General features: G+C 60.1%; 16 protein-coding genes. 12 read left to right on the top strand and 4 right to left on the bottom strand.

Translation table 11 applies throughout. The features are described 5' to 3' along the window. Positions 1-67: 67 nt before the first annotated feature. Both QO002_RS19980 and QO002_RS19985 read left to right on the top strand, forming a co-directional pair. Positions 68-709 (top strand): DUF1007 family protein, encoded by a 642-nt coding sequence (locus QO002_RS19980; protein WP_307232857.1) that lies wholly within the window; start codon positions 68-70, stop codon positions 707-709. Next, positions 703-1,704 (top strand): nickel/cobalt transporter, encoded by a 1,002-nt coding sequence (locus QO002_RS19985; RefSeq protein WP_307232859.1) that lies wholly within the window; start codon positions 703-705, stop codon positions 1,702-1,704. Before QO002_RS19980 ends, QO002_RS19985 begins: the two co-directional genes overlap by 7 nt. Here the strand turns inward: QO002_RS19985 and QO002_RS19990 are convergent, their stop codons facing one another. The 3 genes from QO002_RS19990 to QO002_RS20000 form a co-directional block, all read right to left on the bottom strand. After that, positions 1,705-1,917, bottom strand: coding sequence for a hypothetical protein (locus QO002_RS19990; protein WP_307232861.1), 213 nt, complete (start codon positions 1,915-1,917; stop codon positions 1,705-1,707). Between the two features lie 136 nt (positions 1,918-2,053). Then, positions 2,054-2,800 carry a tellurite resistance TerB family protein gene (locus QO002_RS19995; RefSeq protein WP_307232863.1) on the bottom strand — a complete coding sequence of 249 codons (747 nt, stop codon included), beginning with the start codon at positions 2,798-2,800 and terminating at the stop codon, positions 2,054-2,056. Positions 2,801-2,938: 138 nt separating this feature from the next. Next, positions 2,939-3,577 (bottom strand): 2-dehydro-3-deoxy-phosphogluconate aldolase, encoded by a 639-nt coding sequence (locus tag QO002_RS20000; RefSeq protein ID WP_307232865.1) that lies wholly within the window; start codon positions 3,575-3,577, stop codon positions 2,939-2,941. Positions 3,578-3,791: 214 nt separating this feature from the next. On the opposite strand from QO002_RS20000, the gene QO002_RS20005 reads away from it, so the two are divergent. From QO002_RS20005 to QO002_RS20030, 6 genes are all read left to right on the top strand, one after another. Beyond that, the gene (locus tag QO002_RS20005; protein ID WP_307232867.1) at positions 3,792-4,265 is read left to right on the top strand and encodes a CYTH domain-containing protein; all 474 of its coding nucleotides are present in this window, start codon (positions 3,792-3,794) and stop codon (positions 4,263-4,265) included. Positions 4,266-4,331: 66 nt separating this feature from the next. Next, positions 4,332-5,291 (top strand): oxygen-dependent tRNA uridine(34) hydroxylase TrhO, encoded by a 960-nt coding sequence (gene trhO / locus QO002_RS20010; RefSeq protein WP_307232869.1) that lies wholly within the window; start codon positions 4,332-4,334, stop codon positions 5,289-5,291. 313 nt (positions 5,292-5,604) lie between these two features. After that, positions 5,605-6,669, top strand: coding sequence for a LacI family DNA-binding transcriptional regulator (locus QO002_RS20015; RefSeq protein ID WP_307232871.1), 1,065 nt, complete (start codon positions 5,605-5,607; stop codon positions 6,667-6,669). 9 nt (positions 6,670-6,678) lie between these two features. Next, a complete protein-coding gene (gene xylB, locus QO002_RS20020) occupies positions 6,679-8,130 on the top strand; it encodes a xylulokinase (RefSeq protein WP_307232873.1) in 1,452 nt (483 codons plus the stop codon). Positions 8,131-8,162: 32 nt separating this feature from the next. Next, positions 8,163-9,470 (top strand): xylose isomerase, encoded by a 1,308-nt coding sequence (gene xylA, locus QO002_RS20025; RefSeq protein ID WP_307232876.1) that lies wholly within the window; start codon positions 8,163-8,165, stop codon positions 9,468-9,470. A 310-nt stretch (positions 9,471-9,780) separates the two neighbouring features. Beyond that, positions 9,781-11,292, top strand: a complete 1,512-nt coding sequence (locus tag QO002_RS20030; protein WP_307232878.1) for a methyl-accepting chemotaxis protein — start codon at positions 9,781-9,783, stop codon at positions 11,290-11,292. A 41-nt stretch (positions 11,293-11,333) separates the two neighbouring features. On the opposite strand, the gene QO002_RS20035 is transcribed toward QO002_RS20030, so the two are convergent. After that, on the bottom strand, positions 11,334-12,365 hold the full coding sequence (locus tag QO002_RS20035; protein WP_307232880.1) for a LacI family DNA-binding transcriptional regulator: 1,032 nt from the start codon (positions 12,363-12,365) through the stop codon (positions 11,334-11,336). Positions 12,366-12,530: 165 nt separating this feature from the next. Between QO002_RS20035 and QO002_RS20040 the strand changes: the two genes are divergently transcribed. The 4 genes from QO002_RS20040 to QO002_RS20055 all read left to right on the top strand — a co-directional run bounded on the left by QO002_RS20040 (position 12,531) and on the right by QO002_RS20055 (position 17,627). Then, positions 12,531-14,057 carry a sugar ABC transporter ATP-binding protein gene (locus QO002_RS20040; protein WP_307232882.1) on the top strand — a complete coding sequence of 509 codons (1,527 nt, stop codon included), beginning with the start codon at positions 12,531-12,533 and terminating at the stop codon, positions 14,055-14,057. Between the two features lie 161 nt (positions 14,058-14,218). Further along, entirely contained in the window at positions 14,219-15,223 is a 1,005-nt protein-coding gene (locus tag QO002_RS20045; RefSeq protein ID WP_307232885.1) for an ABC transporter permease, read from the top strand. Positions 15,224-15,381: 158 nt separating this feature from the next. Beyond that, on the top strand, positions 15,382-16,332 hold the full coding sequence (locus QO002_RS20050; RefSeq protein WP_307232887.1) for a substrate-binding domain-containing protein: 951 nt from the start codon (positions 15,382-15,384) through the stop codon (positions 16,330-16,332). 242 nt (positions 16,333-16,574) lie between these two features. Next, a complete protein-coding gene (locus tag QO002_RS20055) occupies positions 16,575-17,627 on the top strand; it encodes a sugar phosphate isomerase/epimerase family protein (protein ID WP_307232889.1) in 1,053 nt (350 codons plus the stop codon). Positions 17,628-17,689: the final 62 nt, after the last annotated feature.

Raw genomic sequence — 17,689 nt, forward strand, 5'->3', positions numbered from 1 at the left:
ATTGAAACGCATTGCAGCGAGAACGACATCCGTGTCGCCCTGCACCAGCCCAGGCAAGGGAAGCTTCATGAAACGCATATCCGCTGTTCTCGCCCTCGCCGCCATCATGGCGCCGTCGATGGCTCTTGCGCATCCCCATATCTTTGCGGAAGCGCGTCTGGAGATCGTTTCGGACGACAAACAAGAAATTTCGGAACTGCGCAACGTCTGGCGGTTCGATGAACTGTTTTCGGCAAGCGTGGTCATGGATTTCGACAAGAACTCCAATGCTGAGCTCGACCCGGACGAGTTGCAGGAGATCGGCCAGACAGTTTTGGATTCCCTGCAGGAATACAATTATTACACGACGATCTTCGACAACGGCAAAACCGTGAAGGTCAACAAGCCGGAAAGCATGGTCGCGGACTACAAGGATGGCCAGTTGCTGCTGATGTTTGCCGTCAAGCCATCGGAAACCATGCCGCTCAAGGGCAAGCTCTCCTTCGGCGTCTATGATCCCACCATGTACACCGCGATCGACTTCCCGACGGACGGGGACCTTGCGCCGATCGGCGATCAGATCAACGCTTGCGAACACAAGGTCATCCGCCCTGATCCCGACGAAGTGCTGGCGGAAAACAAATCCAGCCTCACGGATGCGTTCTTCAACGATCCAACGGGGACCGATATGTCGAAGATGTTCGCGACCAGGATCGAGTTCACATGCTGATTGCGAAAAAACCGATCACCATTGCTCTTGCAGGCTTTGGCTTGGCTATCATCTGCGTGAACCTCGCCCACGCCCAGTCGCCGCTCGGCATCGGTACGGCGGAACCATCCTTCAATACGTCAGGCCTGTTCGGCGGCTTCTTTGCCTGGATCAACCGCGAGCAGCAGGGTTTCTACCAAACACTGACATCCGCGCTGAAAGGCATGCGCGACAATCCGTGGCAGCTCTGGTCGCTGATCGGGCTGTCCTTTGCTTATGGCGTCTTCCATGCCGCTGGCCCCGGCCACGGCAAGGCTGTGATCTCGTCCTACATGATCGCCAATGAAACCGAACTGAAACGCGGCGTTGTCCTGTCCTTCCTGTCCTCGGTCCTGCAAGGACTTGTCGCCATCCTCCTCGTCGGTGCGGCCTATCTGGTGTTGCGCGGCTCGTCGATCTCGATGACGCAGGCAACACAATTCCTCGAAACCACGAGCTACGCGCTGATTGCAGCTTTCGGCGGCTGGCTGCTCTATCGCAAGCTGCGTACAATGATGGTTCGCGAGCCGGTTCTTGTCCCCGCAATGGCGGGAGATCACGCGCATCACCACGACCATCACCACCATGCAGCAGGCGAGGTTTGTTCGACCTGCGGTCACGCCCATGCCCCCGATCCATCCATGCTGAAGGGGGATACATTCGACTGGCGCGAGGCGTGGTCGGCAATCGTCGCCGTTGGCTTGCGGCCCTGTTCCGGCGCTCTGATCGTGCTGAGTTTCGCGCTGCTGAACGGGCTCTATATGGGCGGCGTGCTTTCGGTCTTTGCGATGTCGATCGGAACCGCGATCACCGTCTCCATCCTCGCCACCCTGGCCGTCACCGCCAAGGGTTTTGCCGTGCGCTACGCCAGCAATGCAGTAACCGCGACGCGGATCGGCAATGCTATCGAAATTTTCGGGGCGCTTCTGGTTCTCGTGCTGGGACTGGTGCTGCTTGGAGCAGCCCTGCAGGCCTGATCAAAGCCCGCGACGACGCTGATATCGCGCTCTCAGCCAGAAGATCAGGAAAAACGCGAGAACACAGAGCGTTCCGAACGCTGCGGCAAGCCAGGGTGAAAAACCGCCGAGCCAGATCATCGCCTTCGGCAACAGGAAGAACCCTACGCCGACGACGAGCAGGATAACGGCAGCGGCAATCGCCGGTGAACGTTCCTTGCCATTGTTTTCCATGACGTCGTCTCCTATCGCCCGGCGGAACAACCGCGCACGGACTTGCGGGCCTTCGCTAAAGAAAATTGCGCGCGAAAGCCAGTCGCAAACGACAAGCGGCCCGATTTAAAGGGCCGCTCACCATCAATTGAAAGAACTATGCCCACGGGCCGGAAGGCGCCGGTTGAACGGGCTGAGCCGGAACCTTCGCCGCCGAAACCGTCGCCTCGATATGATCCACCAGTGCATCGGCAAGGCCGAGGCGACCGGCAAGCTGATCGAGATAACCTCGCTCGGCGCGGCTATCGGGCTCGATTGCGAGACGCGAAGCGGTATAAAGCTCGACCTTCTCTTCCTCAGTCCTGGCAGAGGCAACGATCGCATCGAGATCGGTCGGTTTGCTGAGTTCCTCGCTCAGGAACTGCTCGGCCTCGGATTCAAGCCCGGCGAGCTTGACCTTGTCCATAAGGCGCGAACGTTCGGCATCATCGATATGGCCATCGGCCCGGGCGGCTGCGATCATGGCGCGGACGAGGAAAAGAACGAAATCATTGCGAACCACGTGCGGTTCCGTGCTGAAGCCGCTATCGGCTGGCGGCGGCAGGAGTTCGGGTTGCGGCCGAGGCTGCGCGGGCTGGGCTGCCGGCTCGTTGCCCGCCTGGTAATTCTTGTAGGCCTGATAACCAAGACCTGCTATCGCGGCAAGACCGCCAAGCTTCACCGCCGCTCCAGCGACCTCGCGGCCCGTATCCGTACCGAGCAGCACAGCGGCAAGAGCGCCCGCCTTCCAGGGATTGTCCTTGGCCATCTGGATAGCCTGACCCGCGCGATCCTTCACAGTGCCGCCGGCACCGGGTACCTGGGAGCCCAGAAATTGATCCAGAAGTTTCTTCGCGTCGAACATATGGGTCTCACTCCCTCGCTGGTTGAAGCCGGTCACGACTTTCGTCAGACCGGATTGAGACATAGGAACGTGACGAAGGGAATACAAATAACAGGGCCGCCAAAAGGCGGCCCTGCACGCAAAAAAACTGAAAGAAAATCAACCCTTCAGGGCAAAAGCTTCGGCCGCAAGCCTGGTGATACCGGCCCAGTCGCCCTTGGCAACAAGCTCCTTCGGCGCAACCCACGAGCCGCCGACGCAGACGACGTTCGGCAGCGACAGATAGTCCTTCGCATTCGACAGCGAAATCCCGCCCGTCGGGCAAAACAGCGTGCCGGCGAGCGGCGACGACAGGGACTTGAGGTAAGAGGCGCCACCCGCCTGTTCTGCCGGGAAGAACTTCATGACGTCATAGCCTTCTTCGCGCAGGCCCATGACTTCGCTGGCGGTGGCAGCGCCGGGAAGCAGCGGAATTTCGCTGTCGTTAGCCGCATCGATCAGTTCCTGCGTGGTGCCGGGGCTGACAATGAACTGCGAACCTGCCTTGACTGCCTGCTCATACTGCGCGGCGTTGAGGATGGTGCCGGCACCGGCAACAGCACCTTCAACCTGATCGGCAACCGCGCGGAGCGCGTCCAGTGCTGCCGGCGTGCGCAGCGTGATCTCGATCGCCTTCAGGCCACCGGCAACAAGCGCGCGGGCGAGCGGCACGGCCGTCGCTACATCGTCGATGATGAGAACCGGAACAACCGGCTGCAGTTTGAGAACGGAAAGGAGTTTGTCGGTCTTCGTGCTCATGCCGGGCCTCTCAAATTATTTAAACCGATTGAAGTGATGCCGGAATACTCCCCGATGCCTGCCGTGTCGAGACCCGGGCGGTCATTCCTGCCTTGCAAAAAGATGCAATCTAGGCCGCAACACACGGCTAGAAAACCGGGTTTGCACAATGTGTGCAATTCGCTAATGTTTATGGAGCCTCGACCAACAAGATCAACCATGCAGGGCAGAATTGATGGCGAAGGAAATAGAGCGGAAGTTTCTGGTGTCCAACGACCGTTGGCGGCAACAGGCCGATGCCGGGACGCGCCTGAAGCAGGCCTATATCGTCGCCATGGACAGCCGCTCGGTCAGGGTCCGCATTTCCGGCGGACGGCGAGCGCAGCTCACCACCAAGATTTCCAAGACCGCTCTCGTGCGTGAAGAATTCGAATACGACATCCCCCTGCGCGATGCCGAAGACATGATGCGCCAGGCAATCGGCATCGTCATCGAAAAGACCCGCTACCGCGTGCCGCTTGCAGGCTTCACCTGGGAAGTCGATGTCTACCACGGCAATCTTTCCGGCCTCGTCGTCGCAGAAGTGGAAATGACCCGCGAGGACGACAAGCCGACAATACCGGACTGGATCGGGCGCGAAGTGACCGGAAACTATCGCTACTCCAATCACTATCTGGCTATGGAAGGCCTGCCGCAGCTGACGGCTTAAAGCCCGGCCATCATGCCGCAGCCCCGCCGATTGCACGAAACGGCGGAAAGCTGTATTTGACCGGCCATGACCGACACGCTCAAGACCACCTGCCCGGAGGCCGCCGCTCCGGAATACGACAGCCCGTTTCTCGTGGCTGCGCTTTATCATTTCGTATCATTCCCGCGTTTTGCCGATTTCCGCTTGGCCCTGCAGGCAATCTGCGATGAGCACGGCGTCAAGGGCACGCTGCTGATTGCCCATGAGGGCATCAACGGCACGATTGCCGGAACGGATGCCGGCATTGCCGCCGTTCTCTCCTTCCTGCGCGCCCAGCCGGAATTCGCACGTCTCGAGCATAAGGAAAGCCGCGCCTCCACCATGCCGTTCCTGCGGATGAAGGTACGGCTGAAGAAGGAAATCGTCACCATGGGCGTCGAAGACATCGATCCCAACAAGGTGGTCGGTACCTATGTCGACCCGAAGGATTGGAACGCACTGATCTCCGATCCTGAAACCATCCTCATCGACACTCGCAACGACTACGAGACGGCGATCGGCATCTTCCAGGGCGCGGTCGATCCGCAGACGAAGACCTTCCGCGAGTTCCCGGACTGGGTGAAGAACAACACCGGCCTGCACAACAAGCCGAAGATTGCCATGTACTGCACCGGCGGTATCCGCTGCGAAAAGGCGACCGCCTTCATGAAGGAGCAGGGTTTTGACGAGGTCTATCACCTGAAGGGTGGCATCCTCAAATATCTTGAGCAGGTACCGGAAGAAGAAAGCCTGTGGGAAGGCGCCTGCTTCGTCTTCGACGACCGCGTATCGGTTACTCATGGCCTGAAGGAGGGCGAGCATACCCTCTGCCACGCCTGCCGCCAGCCGCTGACGCTGGAAGACCTGAAGTCGCCGCACCACGAAGAAGGCGTGGCCTGCGTCCACTGTTACGAGGAGCGCACTGAAGAGGATCGTCAGCGCTATCGCCAGCGCCAGCAGCAGATTGAGCTTGCGAAGAAGCGTGGCGAGAAACATCTCGGCAGCTGACTCCATCTCCCGAGGGAAAGGACCCTCGTGAGGATTCGGAGGGATGCCGCGATCTCCCTCTTCTCCCCCGCGGGGAGAAGTGCCGAGCGCATGCGAGGCGATGAGGGGGTCTTCTCGACAAATTCGGTTCCAGCCGCCGCCTTCTCTCTGCTCGGGAGAAGAGAAACCAGCGGCACGCTTTTCACAAGCAACACCACCTGCTTATTCAGAAATATTCCAATTAAAACAATAATTTTCTATCACAAAACCACTCATCGTCGATTTCTGATTTACGTACATCAAAAATTCCTCTAATGCTTCCCGCGGAGAAAAAATGCGCCCAACTGTTCATGATATTGCCGCTGCCGCGGGAGTGAGTCTTGCGACCGTTGACCGGGTTCTGAACCTGCGTCCGGGCGTGCGTAGCGCGACCCGCGAAAAGGTCGAGCAGGCGATCGAGCGCATCGGCTATATCCGGGACGTTGCAGCGGCCAATCTCGCCAAAAGCCGCGTCTACCCCTTCACCTTCATTCTGCCTTCCGGTGACAATTCCTTCATGCGCGGGCTTGAAACCGAGATCCGGGCGGCAATGCGTCGCTCCGCCGTCGAGCGAACCGCCATTTCTCTGGTCACGGTCCCACCTTTTGATGTCGAAGCACTCGAAAGGGCCCTCGACGACGCACGGGCCACCCGTCCCGCCGGCCTAGCAGTCGTTGCCGTGGATTCGCCAATCGTTGCAGCCGCTGTTGGTCGCCTGCACCGCGACGGAATACCCGCCATAACCCTCGTTTCCGACCTTTCCGTTTCAACCCGTGATCATTTTGCCGGCATTGACAACAGCGCCGCCGGACGCACCGCCGGCAGCCTGATGGGCCGTTTTCTTGGCACGCGACCCGGCCCGGTGGTGGTGCTCGCCGGTTCGATGCTGGTGCGCGACCATCGAGATCGCCTCGCCGGTTTCCGTGCCGTGCTGGAAGCCGACTTCCCGGGAAGGACCATTCTGCCGGTGCTGGAAGGGCATGACGATCCTGCCGAGGCAGAACGGCTGGTGACGGGCGCTTTCGTTGGCCATCCGGACATCGCTGGTATCTATTCGCTCGGCGCCGGCAATCGCGGCCTGATCGCCGCATTGAAGATGCGCCGGACCGAGGCACCCGTCTGCGTCATTGCCCATGAACTGACCGCCCACACTCGCAGCGCACTGAAAGACGGCCTGATCGACGCCGTGTTGAACCAGGATGCCGGCCACGAGGTACGATCAGCCATCCGCGTGCTGAAGGCGAAGGCCGATGGCCAGGCCGTCCTCAGCGCGCAGGAACGCATCCGCATCGACATCTTCCTGAAAGACAACCTGCCCTTCGATGACGCCGCACCGGCGCCCGAAGGCGACGATATCTAGGAGAACAGCATGTATCTCGGTCTCGATCTCGGCACATCCGGGGTAAAGGCGCTTCTGATCGATGACGCCCAGCGCATCGTCGGCTCGGCCGCCGGCGCCATGGACGTCTCGCGACCCCATCCCGGCTGGTCGGAGCAGGATCCCGCCGCCTGGATCCGCGCCACGGAAGAGGCCGTCGCAGGCCTGAAGGCATCCCATCCCAAGGAACTTGCAGCCGTGCGCGGCATTGGCCTTTCCGGCCATATGCACGGCGCCACGTTGATCGACGCCGATGATCAGGTGCTGCGCCCCTGCATTCTCTGGAACGACACGCGCAGCTATGCCCAGGCGGCGCGGCTCGATGCCGATCCACAATTCCGCGCGCTGACCGGCAACATCGTCTTCCCCGGCTTTACGGCCCCGAAACTCGTCTGGGTCGCCGAAAACGAGCCGGACATTTTCGCCAAGGTCGCCAAGGTGCTGCTGCCGAAGGATTTCCTGCGGCTCTGGCTCACCGGCGAGCATATCTCCGAAATGTCGGATAGCGCCGGCACCTCCTGGCTCGATACCGGCAAGCGCGCATGGTCGGACGCCTTGCTTGAGGCGACGGGCATGACTGTCAGCCAGATGCCGTCGCTGGTCGAAGGCACCGAGGTCGGCGGCACGCTGAAGGCCGAGATCGCGGCACGCTGGGGTATGGGCGCGGGCGTCGTCATTGCCGGCGGCGCCGGTGACAATGCGGCCTCCGCCTGCGGCATGGGTACGATCGGGGAAGGCCACGCTTTCGTCTCGCTTGGCACATCCGGCGTGCTCTTTGCTGCCAACGCCAGCTACCTGCCAAACCCGGCCAGCGCCGTGCACGCCTTCTGCCACGCGCTCCCCAACACCTGGCACCAGATGGGCGTCATCCTTTCCGCCACCGACGCCCTCAACTGGCACGCCGGCGTCACCGGCAAGAGTGCAGCTGAGCTGACGGGCGAACTGGGCGATACACTGAAAGCACCGACCAGCGTCACCTTCCTGCCCTATCTTTCCGGCGAACGCACGCCGCACAACGACGCCGCTATCCGCGGCGTCTTTGCCGGCCTCGGCCATGAAAGCAGCCGCGTGGTGCTGACCCAGGCCGTGCTCGAAGGCGTATCTTTCGCAATCCGCGACAGCCTCGAAGCCCTGAAATCCGCCGGCACGACCCTTTCCCGTGTCACGGCGATCGGCGGCGGCTCACGCTCGCGCTACTGGCTGCGATCGATTGCAACGGCGCTGAACCTGCCCGTCGATGTTCCAGCCGATGGTGATTTCGGCGCGGCCTTCGGCGCCGCCCGCCTTGGCCTCGTTGCCGCCACCGGCCGCGATTCGCTCACCGTCTTCACCCCGCCGGCAACTGCCGAAACCGTGGAACCCGACGCGGCGCTGCGCGATGCCTATGAGACTGCCTACCAGCGTTACAGGCGGCTCTACCCCGCCATTCGCGACGCTTACTGATCCCCATTCAAAGACCAACACAGGAGACACCCATGAGCACCGGTTTCTTTGGCGATATCACCAAGATCAAATATGAAGGCCCTGATAGCACCAACCCGCTGGCCTTCCGCCACTACAATCCCGATGAAGTGATCCTCGGCAAGCGCATGGAAGATCATCTGCGCTTCGCCGTCGCCTACTGGCACACCTTCGTCTGGCCGGGCGGAGACCCCTTCGGCGGTCAGACCTTCGAGCGTCCGTGGTTCGAAGACAGCATGAAGGCTGCCAAGCTGAAGGCCGACGTCGCCTTCGAATTCTTCCAGCTGCTCGGCACACCCTACTACTGCTTCCACGACGCCGACGTTCGCCCGGAAGGCAAGAATTTCGCCGAAAATACCAAGAACCTCAACGAAATCGTCGATTATTTCGCCAAGAAACAGTCCGAGACCGGCGTCAAGCTGCTCTGGGGCACGGCAAACCTGTTCTCGCATCGCCGCTACATGTCGGGTGCCGCCACCAACCCCGATCCGGACGTCTTCGCCTTTGCCGCAGCGACCGTGAAGACCTGCATGGACGCCACCCAGCGCCTGGGCGGTGAAAACTACGTGCTCTGGGGTGGCCGCGAAGGCTACGAGACCCTCCTGAACACCAACCTGAAGCAGGAACTCGACCAGCTTGGCCGCTTCGTCAACATGGTGGTCGAATACAAGCACAAGATCGGCTTCAAGGGCGCGATCCTGATCGAGCCGAAGCCGCAGGAGCCAACCAAGCACCAGTACGACTACGACGTCGCGACGGTCTATGGCTTCCTCAAGAACTACGGCCTCGAAAACGAAGTGAAGGTCAATATCGAGCAGGGCCACGCCATCCTCGCCGGCCATTCCTTCGAGCACGAGCTGTCGCTTGCCAATGCGCTCGGCATCTTCGGCTCGATCGACATGAACCGCAACGACTACCAGTCGGGCTGGGATACCGACCAGTTCCCGAACAATGTCCCGGAAATGGCGCTTGCCTTCTATCAGGTCCTCGCAGGCGGCGGCTTCACCACCGGCGGCACCAACTTCGACGCCAAGCTGCGCCGTCAGTCGATCGACCCGGCAGACCTGCTGATCGGTCACATCGGCGGCATGGATTGCTGCGCTCGTGGCCTGAAGGCTGCGGCGAAGATGATTGAGGACAAGGCGCTCTCCGGCCCGCTCGACGCCCGCTATGCCGGCTGGAAGACCGCTGAAGGCCAGAAGCGCCTCACCAGCATGTCGCTGGATGATCTTGCCTCTTACGTCGAACAGAACGACCTGAACCCGAAGCCACGCTCGGGCCAGCAGGAACTGCTCGAAAACATCGTAAACCGTTACGTCTGAGGGCGGCTCGACACTTCCAAGGGGCGCTTCGGCGCCCCTTTTGCGTAGAGCACCCTTGAGCCATCTCAGAATTGAGACAATCAGAAGTGCGACATTTTGCCGACGCCGTCACAAGAAGTCATCTACAAGAACTAAAATTCATAATAAAAACAATATTATAAACATCAACGCCCAATATCCGGCCGAAGTTTTATTCAGCCATTCTTAACTATGAAAATCTAACACTGCCTCCAAATCGCGTGCCTTTCCTGCCGACATGACGTCGAAGCTGCAGCCCGCATGTTTCTCTCAGATGTCAAAGGATGGCAGCATGACTGCAAATGGTTCCGTGAGTCGCGATCTTAGCGATCGGCTTGATTTCGTTGGCTTGGGTAAGGCCGAGCGTGAGGCTCTGCGCCAGGCAAAGCCTGTCATTACCGCATCGCTCGATAGCGCACTTGAAACCTTCTACAAGAAGGCGACAGCCCATCCGGTAACGTCCAAGTTCTTTTCCAGCGACGCCCATGTGAAAAGCGCCAAGTCGCGTCAGGCAAAGCATTGGGAAACCATCGCAAGCGCCGATTTCGATGCCGGCTATGTCGAAGCCGTTACGGCTGTCGGCAAGGTTCACGCCCGCCTCGGGCTTGAGCCGCGCTGGTACATCGGCGGTTACGCGATGATCGTTGAATCAATCGTTCGCGCCGTCGTCGAAAAGCATATGGACGGCTTCCTTTACCGGAAGAAAGCGAAAGATATCAGCCTCGACATTACCTCCGTCATGAAGGCCGCCTTCATCGATATGGACTATGGCATCTCCGTCTATCTCGAAGCGCTTCAGGAGGCGCGAGAGAAATCCGAGGCCGAACGTCGCGCGCTCGCCGACCAGCAGGATCACGCGATGCAGGCGATCGAATCCTCACTCTCCCGCCTCGCCAAAGGCGACCTCACCGCCGCGATCCATGAAGAACTGGCGCCGCAATTTGCGACCATGAAAGCGAACTTCAACAGCGCCCTTGCCACACTCGACGGAGCCCTCGGCTCGATTGTACAGGCCGCCGACGAAACCGCAGGTAACGCCAGCGAACTTGTCACCGGCACCGACAACATGGCTCACCGCACAGAACAGCAAGCGGCATCGCTTGAGCAGACCGCAGCAGCACTCGAAGAGATCACCACGATCTCCAAGGAATCGGCAATCCGTACGGAAGAAGCCCGCCGCGTCGTCGGCCATGCTACAAGCGAAGCGCGCAAGTCCGGCGAAGTGGTCGAACAGGCGGTCTCCGCCATGAGCGCAATCGAGGATTCCTCGCGCCGCATCACCCAGATCATCGGCGTGATCGACGAGATCTCGTTCCAGACCAACCTTCTGGCGCTCAATGCCGGCGTCGAGGCTGCCCGCGCCGGAGAAGCCGGCAAAGGTTTCGCCGTCGTTGCCCAGGAAGTGCGCGAACTCGCCCAGAAATCCGCCGACGCCGCCAAGGAAATCAAGGGCCTGATCGACAAGTCTTTCGCCGACGTGCTGCGCGGTGTGACCCTCGTCAACCAGACCGGGGAAGCGCTCAGCAACATCGGCGAGCAGGTTGCGCATATCAACGGCCACATCGACGCGATCACCAGCTCGGCCCGTGAACAGGCGATCGGCATCGGTGAGATCAACAAGGCCATCGGCAGCATGGATCACATGACCCAGCAGAACGCTGCCATGGTCGAGCAGACCAACGCCGCCACCCACAACCTGATGCGCGTCAGCACGACGCTAACGGAACTGGCGGCGCAATTTACGGTTTCGAATGGACAGGCTGGAGCCAGTGTGCAGCGTTCGGCTGCCCGCCGTTACGGCTAAAATATTGGATTGGGAAATTTATCAAGCGTTGCCTCGAAAGATCAACGCTTGATCCACTGACGCGAAGGCGCCGCAACGGAATTGCGCACCACCAAATCCGGCCGCAGCAGGATTTCCGTTTCCGCCGGTTGCCCGTCGGAGAGAAGCTCAAGCAACAGAGCCATGGCATGTTTGCCGATCAGCGTCCGAGGCTGCCGGATCGTCGTCAGTGCCGGTGACATGAAGGATGCTTGCGGCACATCATCAAAACCGGTTACGGAAAAATCACGCGGGATATCATAGCCACGGGCGCCCAGCCCGATCATCACGCCGATGGCCGTCTGGTCGTTGACACACATGAAGGCCGTCGGCAGCGTGTCGCGCATGAAAAGCTGCTCGACGGCAAGCCGCCCGCTCTCGATCGTGCCGTCGCCTTCGAAGATGGTGCGCAGATCGTTCGGAACCCCTGCGGCATCAAGACCGGCATCATAACCCATGCGTCGCCGGCTATAGGCAAGCCGCGTGCGGGAATCTCCGATGAAGGCAATCTTTCGGTGGCCTTCCGCCAGGAGCAGATCGACCACCTTGCGTGCACCTTCGGTATCATCAACGCCGACATAGGGAATACCGCCATTGAAGACCGGCTCGAACACGCCGACGCTCGGCGGCAAACGTGCGGTCATTGTCTGGTGGCCAAACGGCAAAATGCCGGTGAACAGGATCAGGCCTGCCGCCTGATTGGAATTCAGGAACTTCAGATATTCAAGGCCGCGTTGCGCATCGTTCTGCGTATGGCCGATCAGCACGCCATAGCCATGCGATCGCGCCTCGTTCTCAAGGCCCACGAGAATATTGGAAAAATTGGGGTCGCCGATATCGGGCGCCACCACAAGAATCATATTGGAGCGGCCGAGCCTGAGGCTGCGTGCCATGGCGTTGGTCGTATAGCCGGTGATAGCGATAGCCTGGCTGACCTTGAGACGCGTCGAGTTGGCAACCTTTTCCGGCGTGTGGATCGCGCGCGAGACGGTCGCGATCGAAACCTCGGCGATCCGGGCGACGTCTTCAATGGTTGCCGGGTTGGAATTCGACACTGCGCTCTGCCTTGAATTTAGTCTCGGCGGGACACTACACAGAGTTCCCGGGAGGTCAAAGGCCAGCTGGAAATATTCCGTGATATGTCCCGATGTAAACCTTTACATGCCTTATGTAAAGGTTTACATACACCTCAAGCGGATGGGAGCCGCAGGGAGGACGTCATGAATTCGCAGATCGTCGGAGATGGCATTTCCGTGCTGTCCGCGAGGAGAATAAGCAAGTCTTTCAATGGCGTGCAGGTTCTCTTCAGTGTCGATTTCGATTTGCGCGCAGGCGAAATTCACGCCCTGATGGGCGAAAATGGTGCCGGCAAGTCCACTCTCGTCAAAATCCTATCCGGTTTCGAACAACCAACCTCGGGCGAAATCCTGCTCGATGGCAAGCCCGTGAAGCTGCCGCCGAATGGTGCCGCCGAGGCGCTCGGCATCGTCATCATCCACCAGGAATTCAATCTCGCAGAACATCTGACGGTTACCGAAAGCCTGTTTCTGGGCCGTGAAGTGACGCGGTTCGGCATGCTCGATCGCAAATATATGCGGAGTGAGACCCGCCGCGTGCTCGATGTGCTCGGCTCGCATGTCGATGAAAACGCCATGATCAGCAGCCTTGCCATCGCTGACAAGCAGATGGTCGAGATTGCCAAGGCCATCAGCCGCGATGCCCGGATCATCTTCATGGATGAGCCTACCGCCGTGCTGTCCCGCGAAGAAACCAATTATCTCTTCAAGCAGGTGCGCAAGCTGCGCGACAAGGGCACAAGCTTCGTCTTCGTGTCGCATAAGCTCGACGAGGTCATGGAACTGACCGACCGTGTCACCGTGCTGCGCGATGGCCAGTGGATCAAGACATCGCCTACCGCCATCCTCGACGGCGAATCCATCGCCCAGCTGATGGTCGGCCGTGAACTGTCGAAGCTTTTTCCGGCCAAGAGCGAGCCGGATGTCGATGAGGAGATCACGCTCAGCGTCAGCGGCCTTTCGACCGGCTATGTTCATGACGCAAGCTTCGAAGTCCGCAAGGGCGAGATCCTCGGCTTTTCCGGGTTGATCGGCTCGGGCCGGACGGAACTGATGGAGGCCGTCGCGGGGCTACGGTCCCGTCATGCTGGCGACGTCATTATCCGGGGTGAAGCCGTAACCTCTGGCGATCCCCATGCCGCAAATCGCTGCGGCCTTGCTTACATGACCAAGGATCGCAAGTCGAAAGGCCTGCTTCTGAATTCCCGTATGACGGCGAACCTGACGCTGCAGTCGCTCGATAAGCATGGCAAGCTCGGCTATCTGAGCCCCGCCAGCGAGGCCGCCGCATTGGACAAGGCACGCCGTCGGTTCGACATTCGCGTGCGCGACGGTAATGTTGTCGCCGGTCGCATGTCCGGCGGCAACCAGCAGAAGCTGCTACTCGCCAAGGTTATGGAAACCGAGCCGGAGATCATCATCATCGATGAGCCCACACGCGGCATCGATGTCGGCACCAAGCAGCAGATCTATCATTTCATCTCGGCGCTCGCCCGCGACGGCCGCTCGATCATCGTCGTATCCTCGGAAATGCCCGAGGTGATCGGCCTTTGTACCCGTGTCGCAATCATGCGCGAGGGTCGTATCGTCGGGATGCTTGAAGGCGATGAGATCAACGAGCAGGAAATCATGCGCTACGCCGCAGGACTGAAGAAAAAAGCAGCAGCCTGACAAAGCACGAAGATGCTCGCGGGCGAGAGTTTGTCAGGGAAAAGTGGAATCCGGTTTTCCCGAAAGGACAAAAGAAAACCAGACTTCATCCGGTTCCGCCGAACCTGATGAAGTCTGGAAACAAAATTCCCAAAACAATGGGACGGGAGGTTGGTTTGGACATGAGTGCAAATGAGGAAATCCGTGAGATCCGGCGCCGAAGCTGGCGGGACGTCGATCTGAGGGCGGTGGCTCCCTTTGCGGCGCTGATCCTGCTTCTGATCGTCGGGGCCCTCGTCAATCCGAACTTCATCGGCATCACGAACCTCGCCAATGTCGCGACGCGCAGCGCCTTCATAGCGATCATCGCCGTTGGCGCAACCTTCGTCATCTCGTCCGGCGATCTCGATCTTTCGGTCGGCTCGATGGTGGCCTTCGTCGCTAGCATTATGATCCTGTTCATGAATTCCGGCGTGATCGCCGATCCGGCCCTGATGCTGACGGCGGCAGTCGCCTTCACGATCATTGTCGGTGCCGCCTGCGGTCTCTTGAATGGCCTTATCACCACGGTCGGACGGATCGAGCCTTTCATCGCAACGCTTGGAACGATGGGCATCTATCGCGGCCTGACGACATGGCTGTCGCAAGGCGGAGCAATTACCCTGCGCGATCCCGCGCTGCAGGAAATGTATCGCCCGGCCTATTTCGGCTACATCCTCGGCGTGCCGGTTCCGATCGTCGTCATTCTCGCCGTGACCGCTGTTGCCGCCTTCATCCTCTACCGCACGCGCTATGGCCGCCATGTGGTCGCCGTCGGCTCGAACAGCGATGTCGCCCGTTATTCCGGCATTCCGGTCAACCGTGTCCGCACCATCGCCTTCGTCATTCAGGGTCTTTGCGTCGCAATCGCCGTGCTGCTCTATGTACCGCGTCTCGGCTCGACGTCCGCGACAACCGGCATCCTCTGGGAGCTGCAGGCAATCACCGCCGTCGTCGTTGGCGGCACCGCGCTAAAAGGTGGCGCGGGCCGTGTCTGGGGCACGATCTGCGGCGCCTTCATCCTTGAGCTCGTCGGCAACATCATGCTGCTGTCGAACTTCATCAGCGAATATCTGATCGGCGCCATCCAGGGTGCGATCATCATCATTGCGATGCTCGTCCAGCGCTCGCTGGTACGGAAATCGTAACTTCCGGCCATTCCGGCACACGCGTGGAGCGCGTGCGGAATGATTGGGAGACAAGGAGATAAGGCATTCCCGGTTCAGGAGAGAACGGGAGCGCTTGAGCCGGGTTCTTGGGTCGCCCGGCGCTGATTGTAGACCCGAAACACTAGGGAGAGAGAAACATGCGTAAAGGACTATTGGGCGTTGCAGCCATCGCCATCATGGCGTTTGCTGGCGTGGCCCACGCTGAAGACAAGAAGGTCACGATCGGCGTTTCGATCCCGGCCGCCGACCACGGCTGGACCTCGGGTGTGGTCTTCCACGCCGAGCGCGTCGCCAAGCTGCTCATGGAACAGCATCCGGGCCTCAACGTCATCGTCAAGACGTCGCCGGATCCGGCAAGCCAGGCGAATGCCGTGCAGGACCTTGAAACCCAGGGCATCGACGCCCTCGTGATCCTGCCGTCCGACCCGGATCCGCTGGTCAACGCCATCAAGGAAGTCAAGGGCAAGGGCACTTTCGTCGCCATCGTCGACCGCGCACCGTCGGTCAACGACAATACGGTTCGTGACCTCTACGTCGCGGGCAACAACCCGGCGCTCGGCCAGACGGCTGGCGAATACATCAAGGCAACGACGCCGGACGCTGAAGTCGTCATCATCCGCGGCCTGCCGATCCCGATCGACCAGCAGCGCCAGGACGGCTTCGACAAGGGTATCGAAGGCTCCAACGTCAAGGTTCTCGACCGCCAGTTCGGCAACTGGAACCGTGACGATGCCTTCAAGGTCATGCAGGACTACCTGACCAAGTACCAGAAGATCGACGTCGTATGGTGCCAGGACGATGACATGGCTGTCGGCGTTCTCCAGGCCATCGAGCAGGCCGGCCGCACCGACATCCAGTATGTCGTCGCGGGCGCAGGCTCCAAGGACATGATCAAGAAGGTCATGGACGGCGACAAGATGATCCCGGTCGACGTGCTCTATCCGCCGGCAATGGTTGGCACCGCGCTCGAAATGACCGTCGCCAACTTCTACGGCCAGGTTCCGGTTCGCGGCACCTACACGATCGACGCGACGCTGGTCACCAAGGACAACGCGAAGGACTTCTACTTCCCGGACTCCCCGTTCTGATCTGATTTTGAGCTTGGGCTGCCCGCAGCGTAACGTTGCGGGCAGCTTTTCGTTTTGACGGTGACTTTCTGAAATTTCTGGCCCCGGCCGGATTGTCCGCCCGCGCAAACATGCTAGCCTCCCCTCGTTCTGCAACGTTTCAGGTTTAGCAGTTTCTGCCAGAGGTACGTACGGCAGAAGTCATTTGAAGAAGAATTAGGTCGTCTGGGTTCAGTGGCGACCATCGACGGAGGAAACCACAGATGAAGACCATCAAGGGCCCCGCCCTTTTTCTTGCCCAGTTTGCCGGCGATGCCGCACCGTTCAATTCCTGGGATTCCATCACCAAATGGGCTACCGACATCGGCTATAAGGGCGTGCAGGTCCCGAGCTGGGACAGCCGCTTCATTGACCTGAAAAAGGCCGCCGAATCCAAGACCTATTGCGAAGAATTCGCGGGCAAGGCGCGCGAGAACGGCGTCGAGGTCACCGAACTTTCGACCCACCTGCAGGGCCAGCTCGTTGCCGTTCATCCCGCCTATGACGAAGCCTTCGATGGCTTTGCTGCCCCCGAAGTGCGCGGCAATCCCAAAGCCCGTCAGGAATGGGCCGTCGATCAGGTGAAGCTGGCACTGACTGCTTCCAAGAACCTCGGCCTGGATGCGATGGCGAGCTTCTCCGGTGCGCTCGCCTGGCCCTTCGTCTATCCGTGGCCGCAGCGCCCGGCCGGGCTGGTCGAGACCGCCTTCGACGAACTTGCTCGCCGCTGGAAGCCGATCCTCGATCACGCCGAAGATTGCGGTGTCGATGTCTGCTACGAAATCCATCCCGGCGAAGACCTGCATGACGGCATCACCTACGAGATGTTCCTGGAGCGCACCGGCAACCACGCCCGCGCCAACATGCTCTACGATCCGTCGCACTACGTGCTGCAGTGCCTCGACTATCTGGAAAACATCGACATCTACAAGGACCGCATCAAGATGTTCCACGTCAAGGACGCGGAATTCAACCCAACGGGACGCCAGGGCGTCTATGGCGGCTTCCAGGGCTGGGTCAACCGCGCCGGCCGCTTCCGCTCGCTGGGTGACGGTCAGGTCGATTTTGGCGCGATCTTCGCCAAGATGGCGGCCAATGATTTTGCCGGCTGGGCCGTGGTCGAGTGGGAATGCGCGTTGAAGCACCCGGAAGACGGCGCGCGTGAAGGTGCGGAATTCGTCAAGCACCACATCATCCGCGTGACGGAAAAGGCTTTTGACGATTTCGCCGATGCCGGAACGGATGACGCCGCCAACCGTCGCATGCTGGGGCTTTAAGCTTTCCCGGCGCGGAGAGATACCCCCTGTCGGCGTTGCCGACAGGGGGTATCTCTCCGCAA

The organism is Pararhizobium capsulatum DSM 1112, from assembly GCF_030814475.1.
Lineage (GTDB): Bacteria > Pseudomonadota > Alphaproteobacteria > Rhizobiales > Rhizobiaceae > Pararhizobium > Pararhizobium capsulatum.

What these genes read in the sequence shown, in the direction of transcription:
- QO002_RS19980 (WP_307232857.1), top strand. Translation starts at nt 68, where the DNA reads ATGAAACGCATATCCGCTGTTCTCGCCCTCGCCGCCATCATGGCGCCG.
- QO002_RS19985 (WP_307232859.1), top strand. Translation starts at nt 703, where the DNA reads ATGCTGATTGCGAAAAAACCGATCACCATTGCTCTTGCAGGCTTTGGC.
- QO002_RS19990 (WP_307232861.1), bottom strand. Translation starts at nt 1,917, where the DNA reads ATGGAAAACAATGGCAAGGAACGTTCACCGGCGATTGCCGCTGCCGTT.
- QO002_RS19995 (WP_307232863.1), bottom strand. Translation starts at nt 2,800, where the DNA reads ATGTTCGACGCGAAGAAACTTCTGGATCAATTTCTGGGCTCCCAGGTA.
- QO002_RS20000 (WP_307232865.1), bottom strand. Translation starts at nt 3,577, where the DNA reads ATGAGCACGAAGACCGACAAACTCCTTTCCGTTCTCAAACTGCAGCCG.
- QO002_RS20005 (WP_307232867.1), top strand. Translation starts at nt 3,792, where the DNA reads ATGGCGAAGGAAATAGAGCGGAAGTTTCTGGTGTCCAACGACCGTTGG.
- trhO (WP_307232869.1), top strand. Translation starts at nt 4,332, where the DNA reads ATGACCGACACGCTCAAGACCACCTGCCCGGAGGCCGCCGCTCCGGAA.
- QO002_RS20015 (WP_307232871.1), top strand. Translation starts at nt 5,605, where the DNA reads ATGCGCCCAACTGTTCATGATATTGCCGCTGCCGCGGGAGTGAGTCTT.
- xylB (WP_307232873.1), top strand. Translation starts at nt 6,679, where the DNA reads ATGTATCTCGGTCTCGATCTCGGCACATCCGGGGTAAAGGCGCTTCTG.
- xylA (WP_307232876.1), top strand. Translation starts at nt 8,163, where the DNA reads ATGAGCACCGGTTTCTTTGGCGATATCACCAAGATCAAATATGAAGGC.
- QO002_RS20030 (WP_307232878.1), top strand. Translation starts at nt 9,781, where the DNA reads ATGACTGCAAATGGTTCCGTGAGTCGCGATCTTAGCGATCGGCTTGAT.
- QO002_RS20040 (WP_307232882.1), top strand. Translation starts at nt 12,531, where the DNA reads ATGAATTCGCAGATCGTCGGAGATGGCATTTCCGTGCTGTCCGCGAGG.
- QO002_RS20045 (WP_307232885.1), top strand. Translation starts at nt 14,219, where the DNA reads ATGAGTGCAAATGAGGAAATCCGTGAGATCCGGCGCCGAAGCTGGCGG.
- QO002_RS20050 (WP_307232887.1), top strand. Translation starts at nt 15,382, where the DNA reads ATGCGTAAAGGACTATTGGGCGTTGCAGCCATCGCCATCATGGCGTTT.
- QO002_RS20055 (WP_307232889.1), top strand. Translation starts at nt 16,575, where the DNA reads ATGAAGACCATCAAGGGCCCCGCCCTTTTTCTTGCCCAGTTTGCCGGC.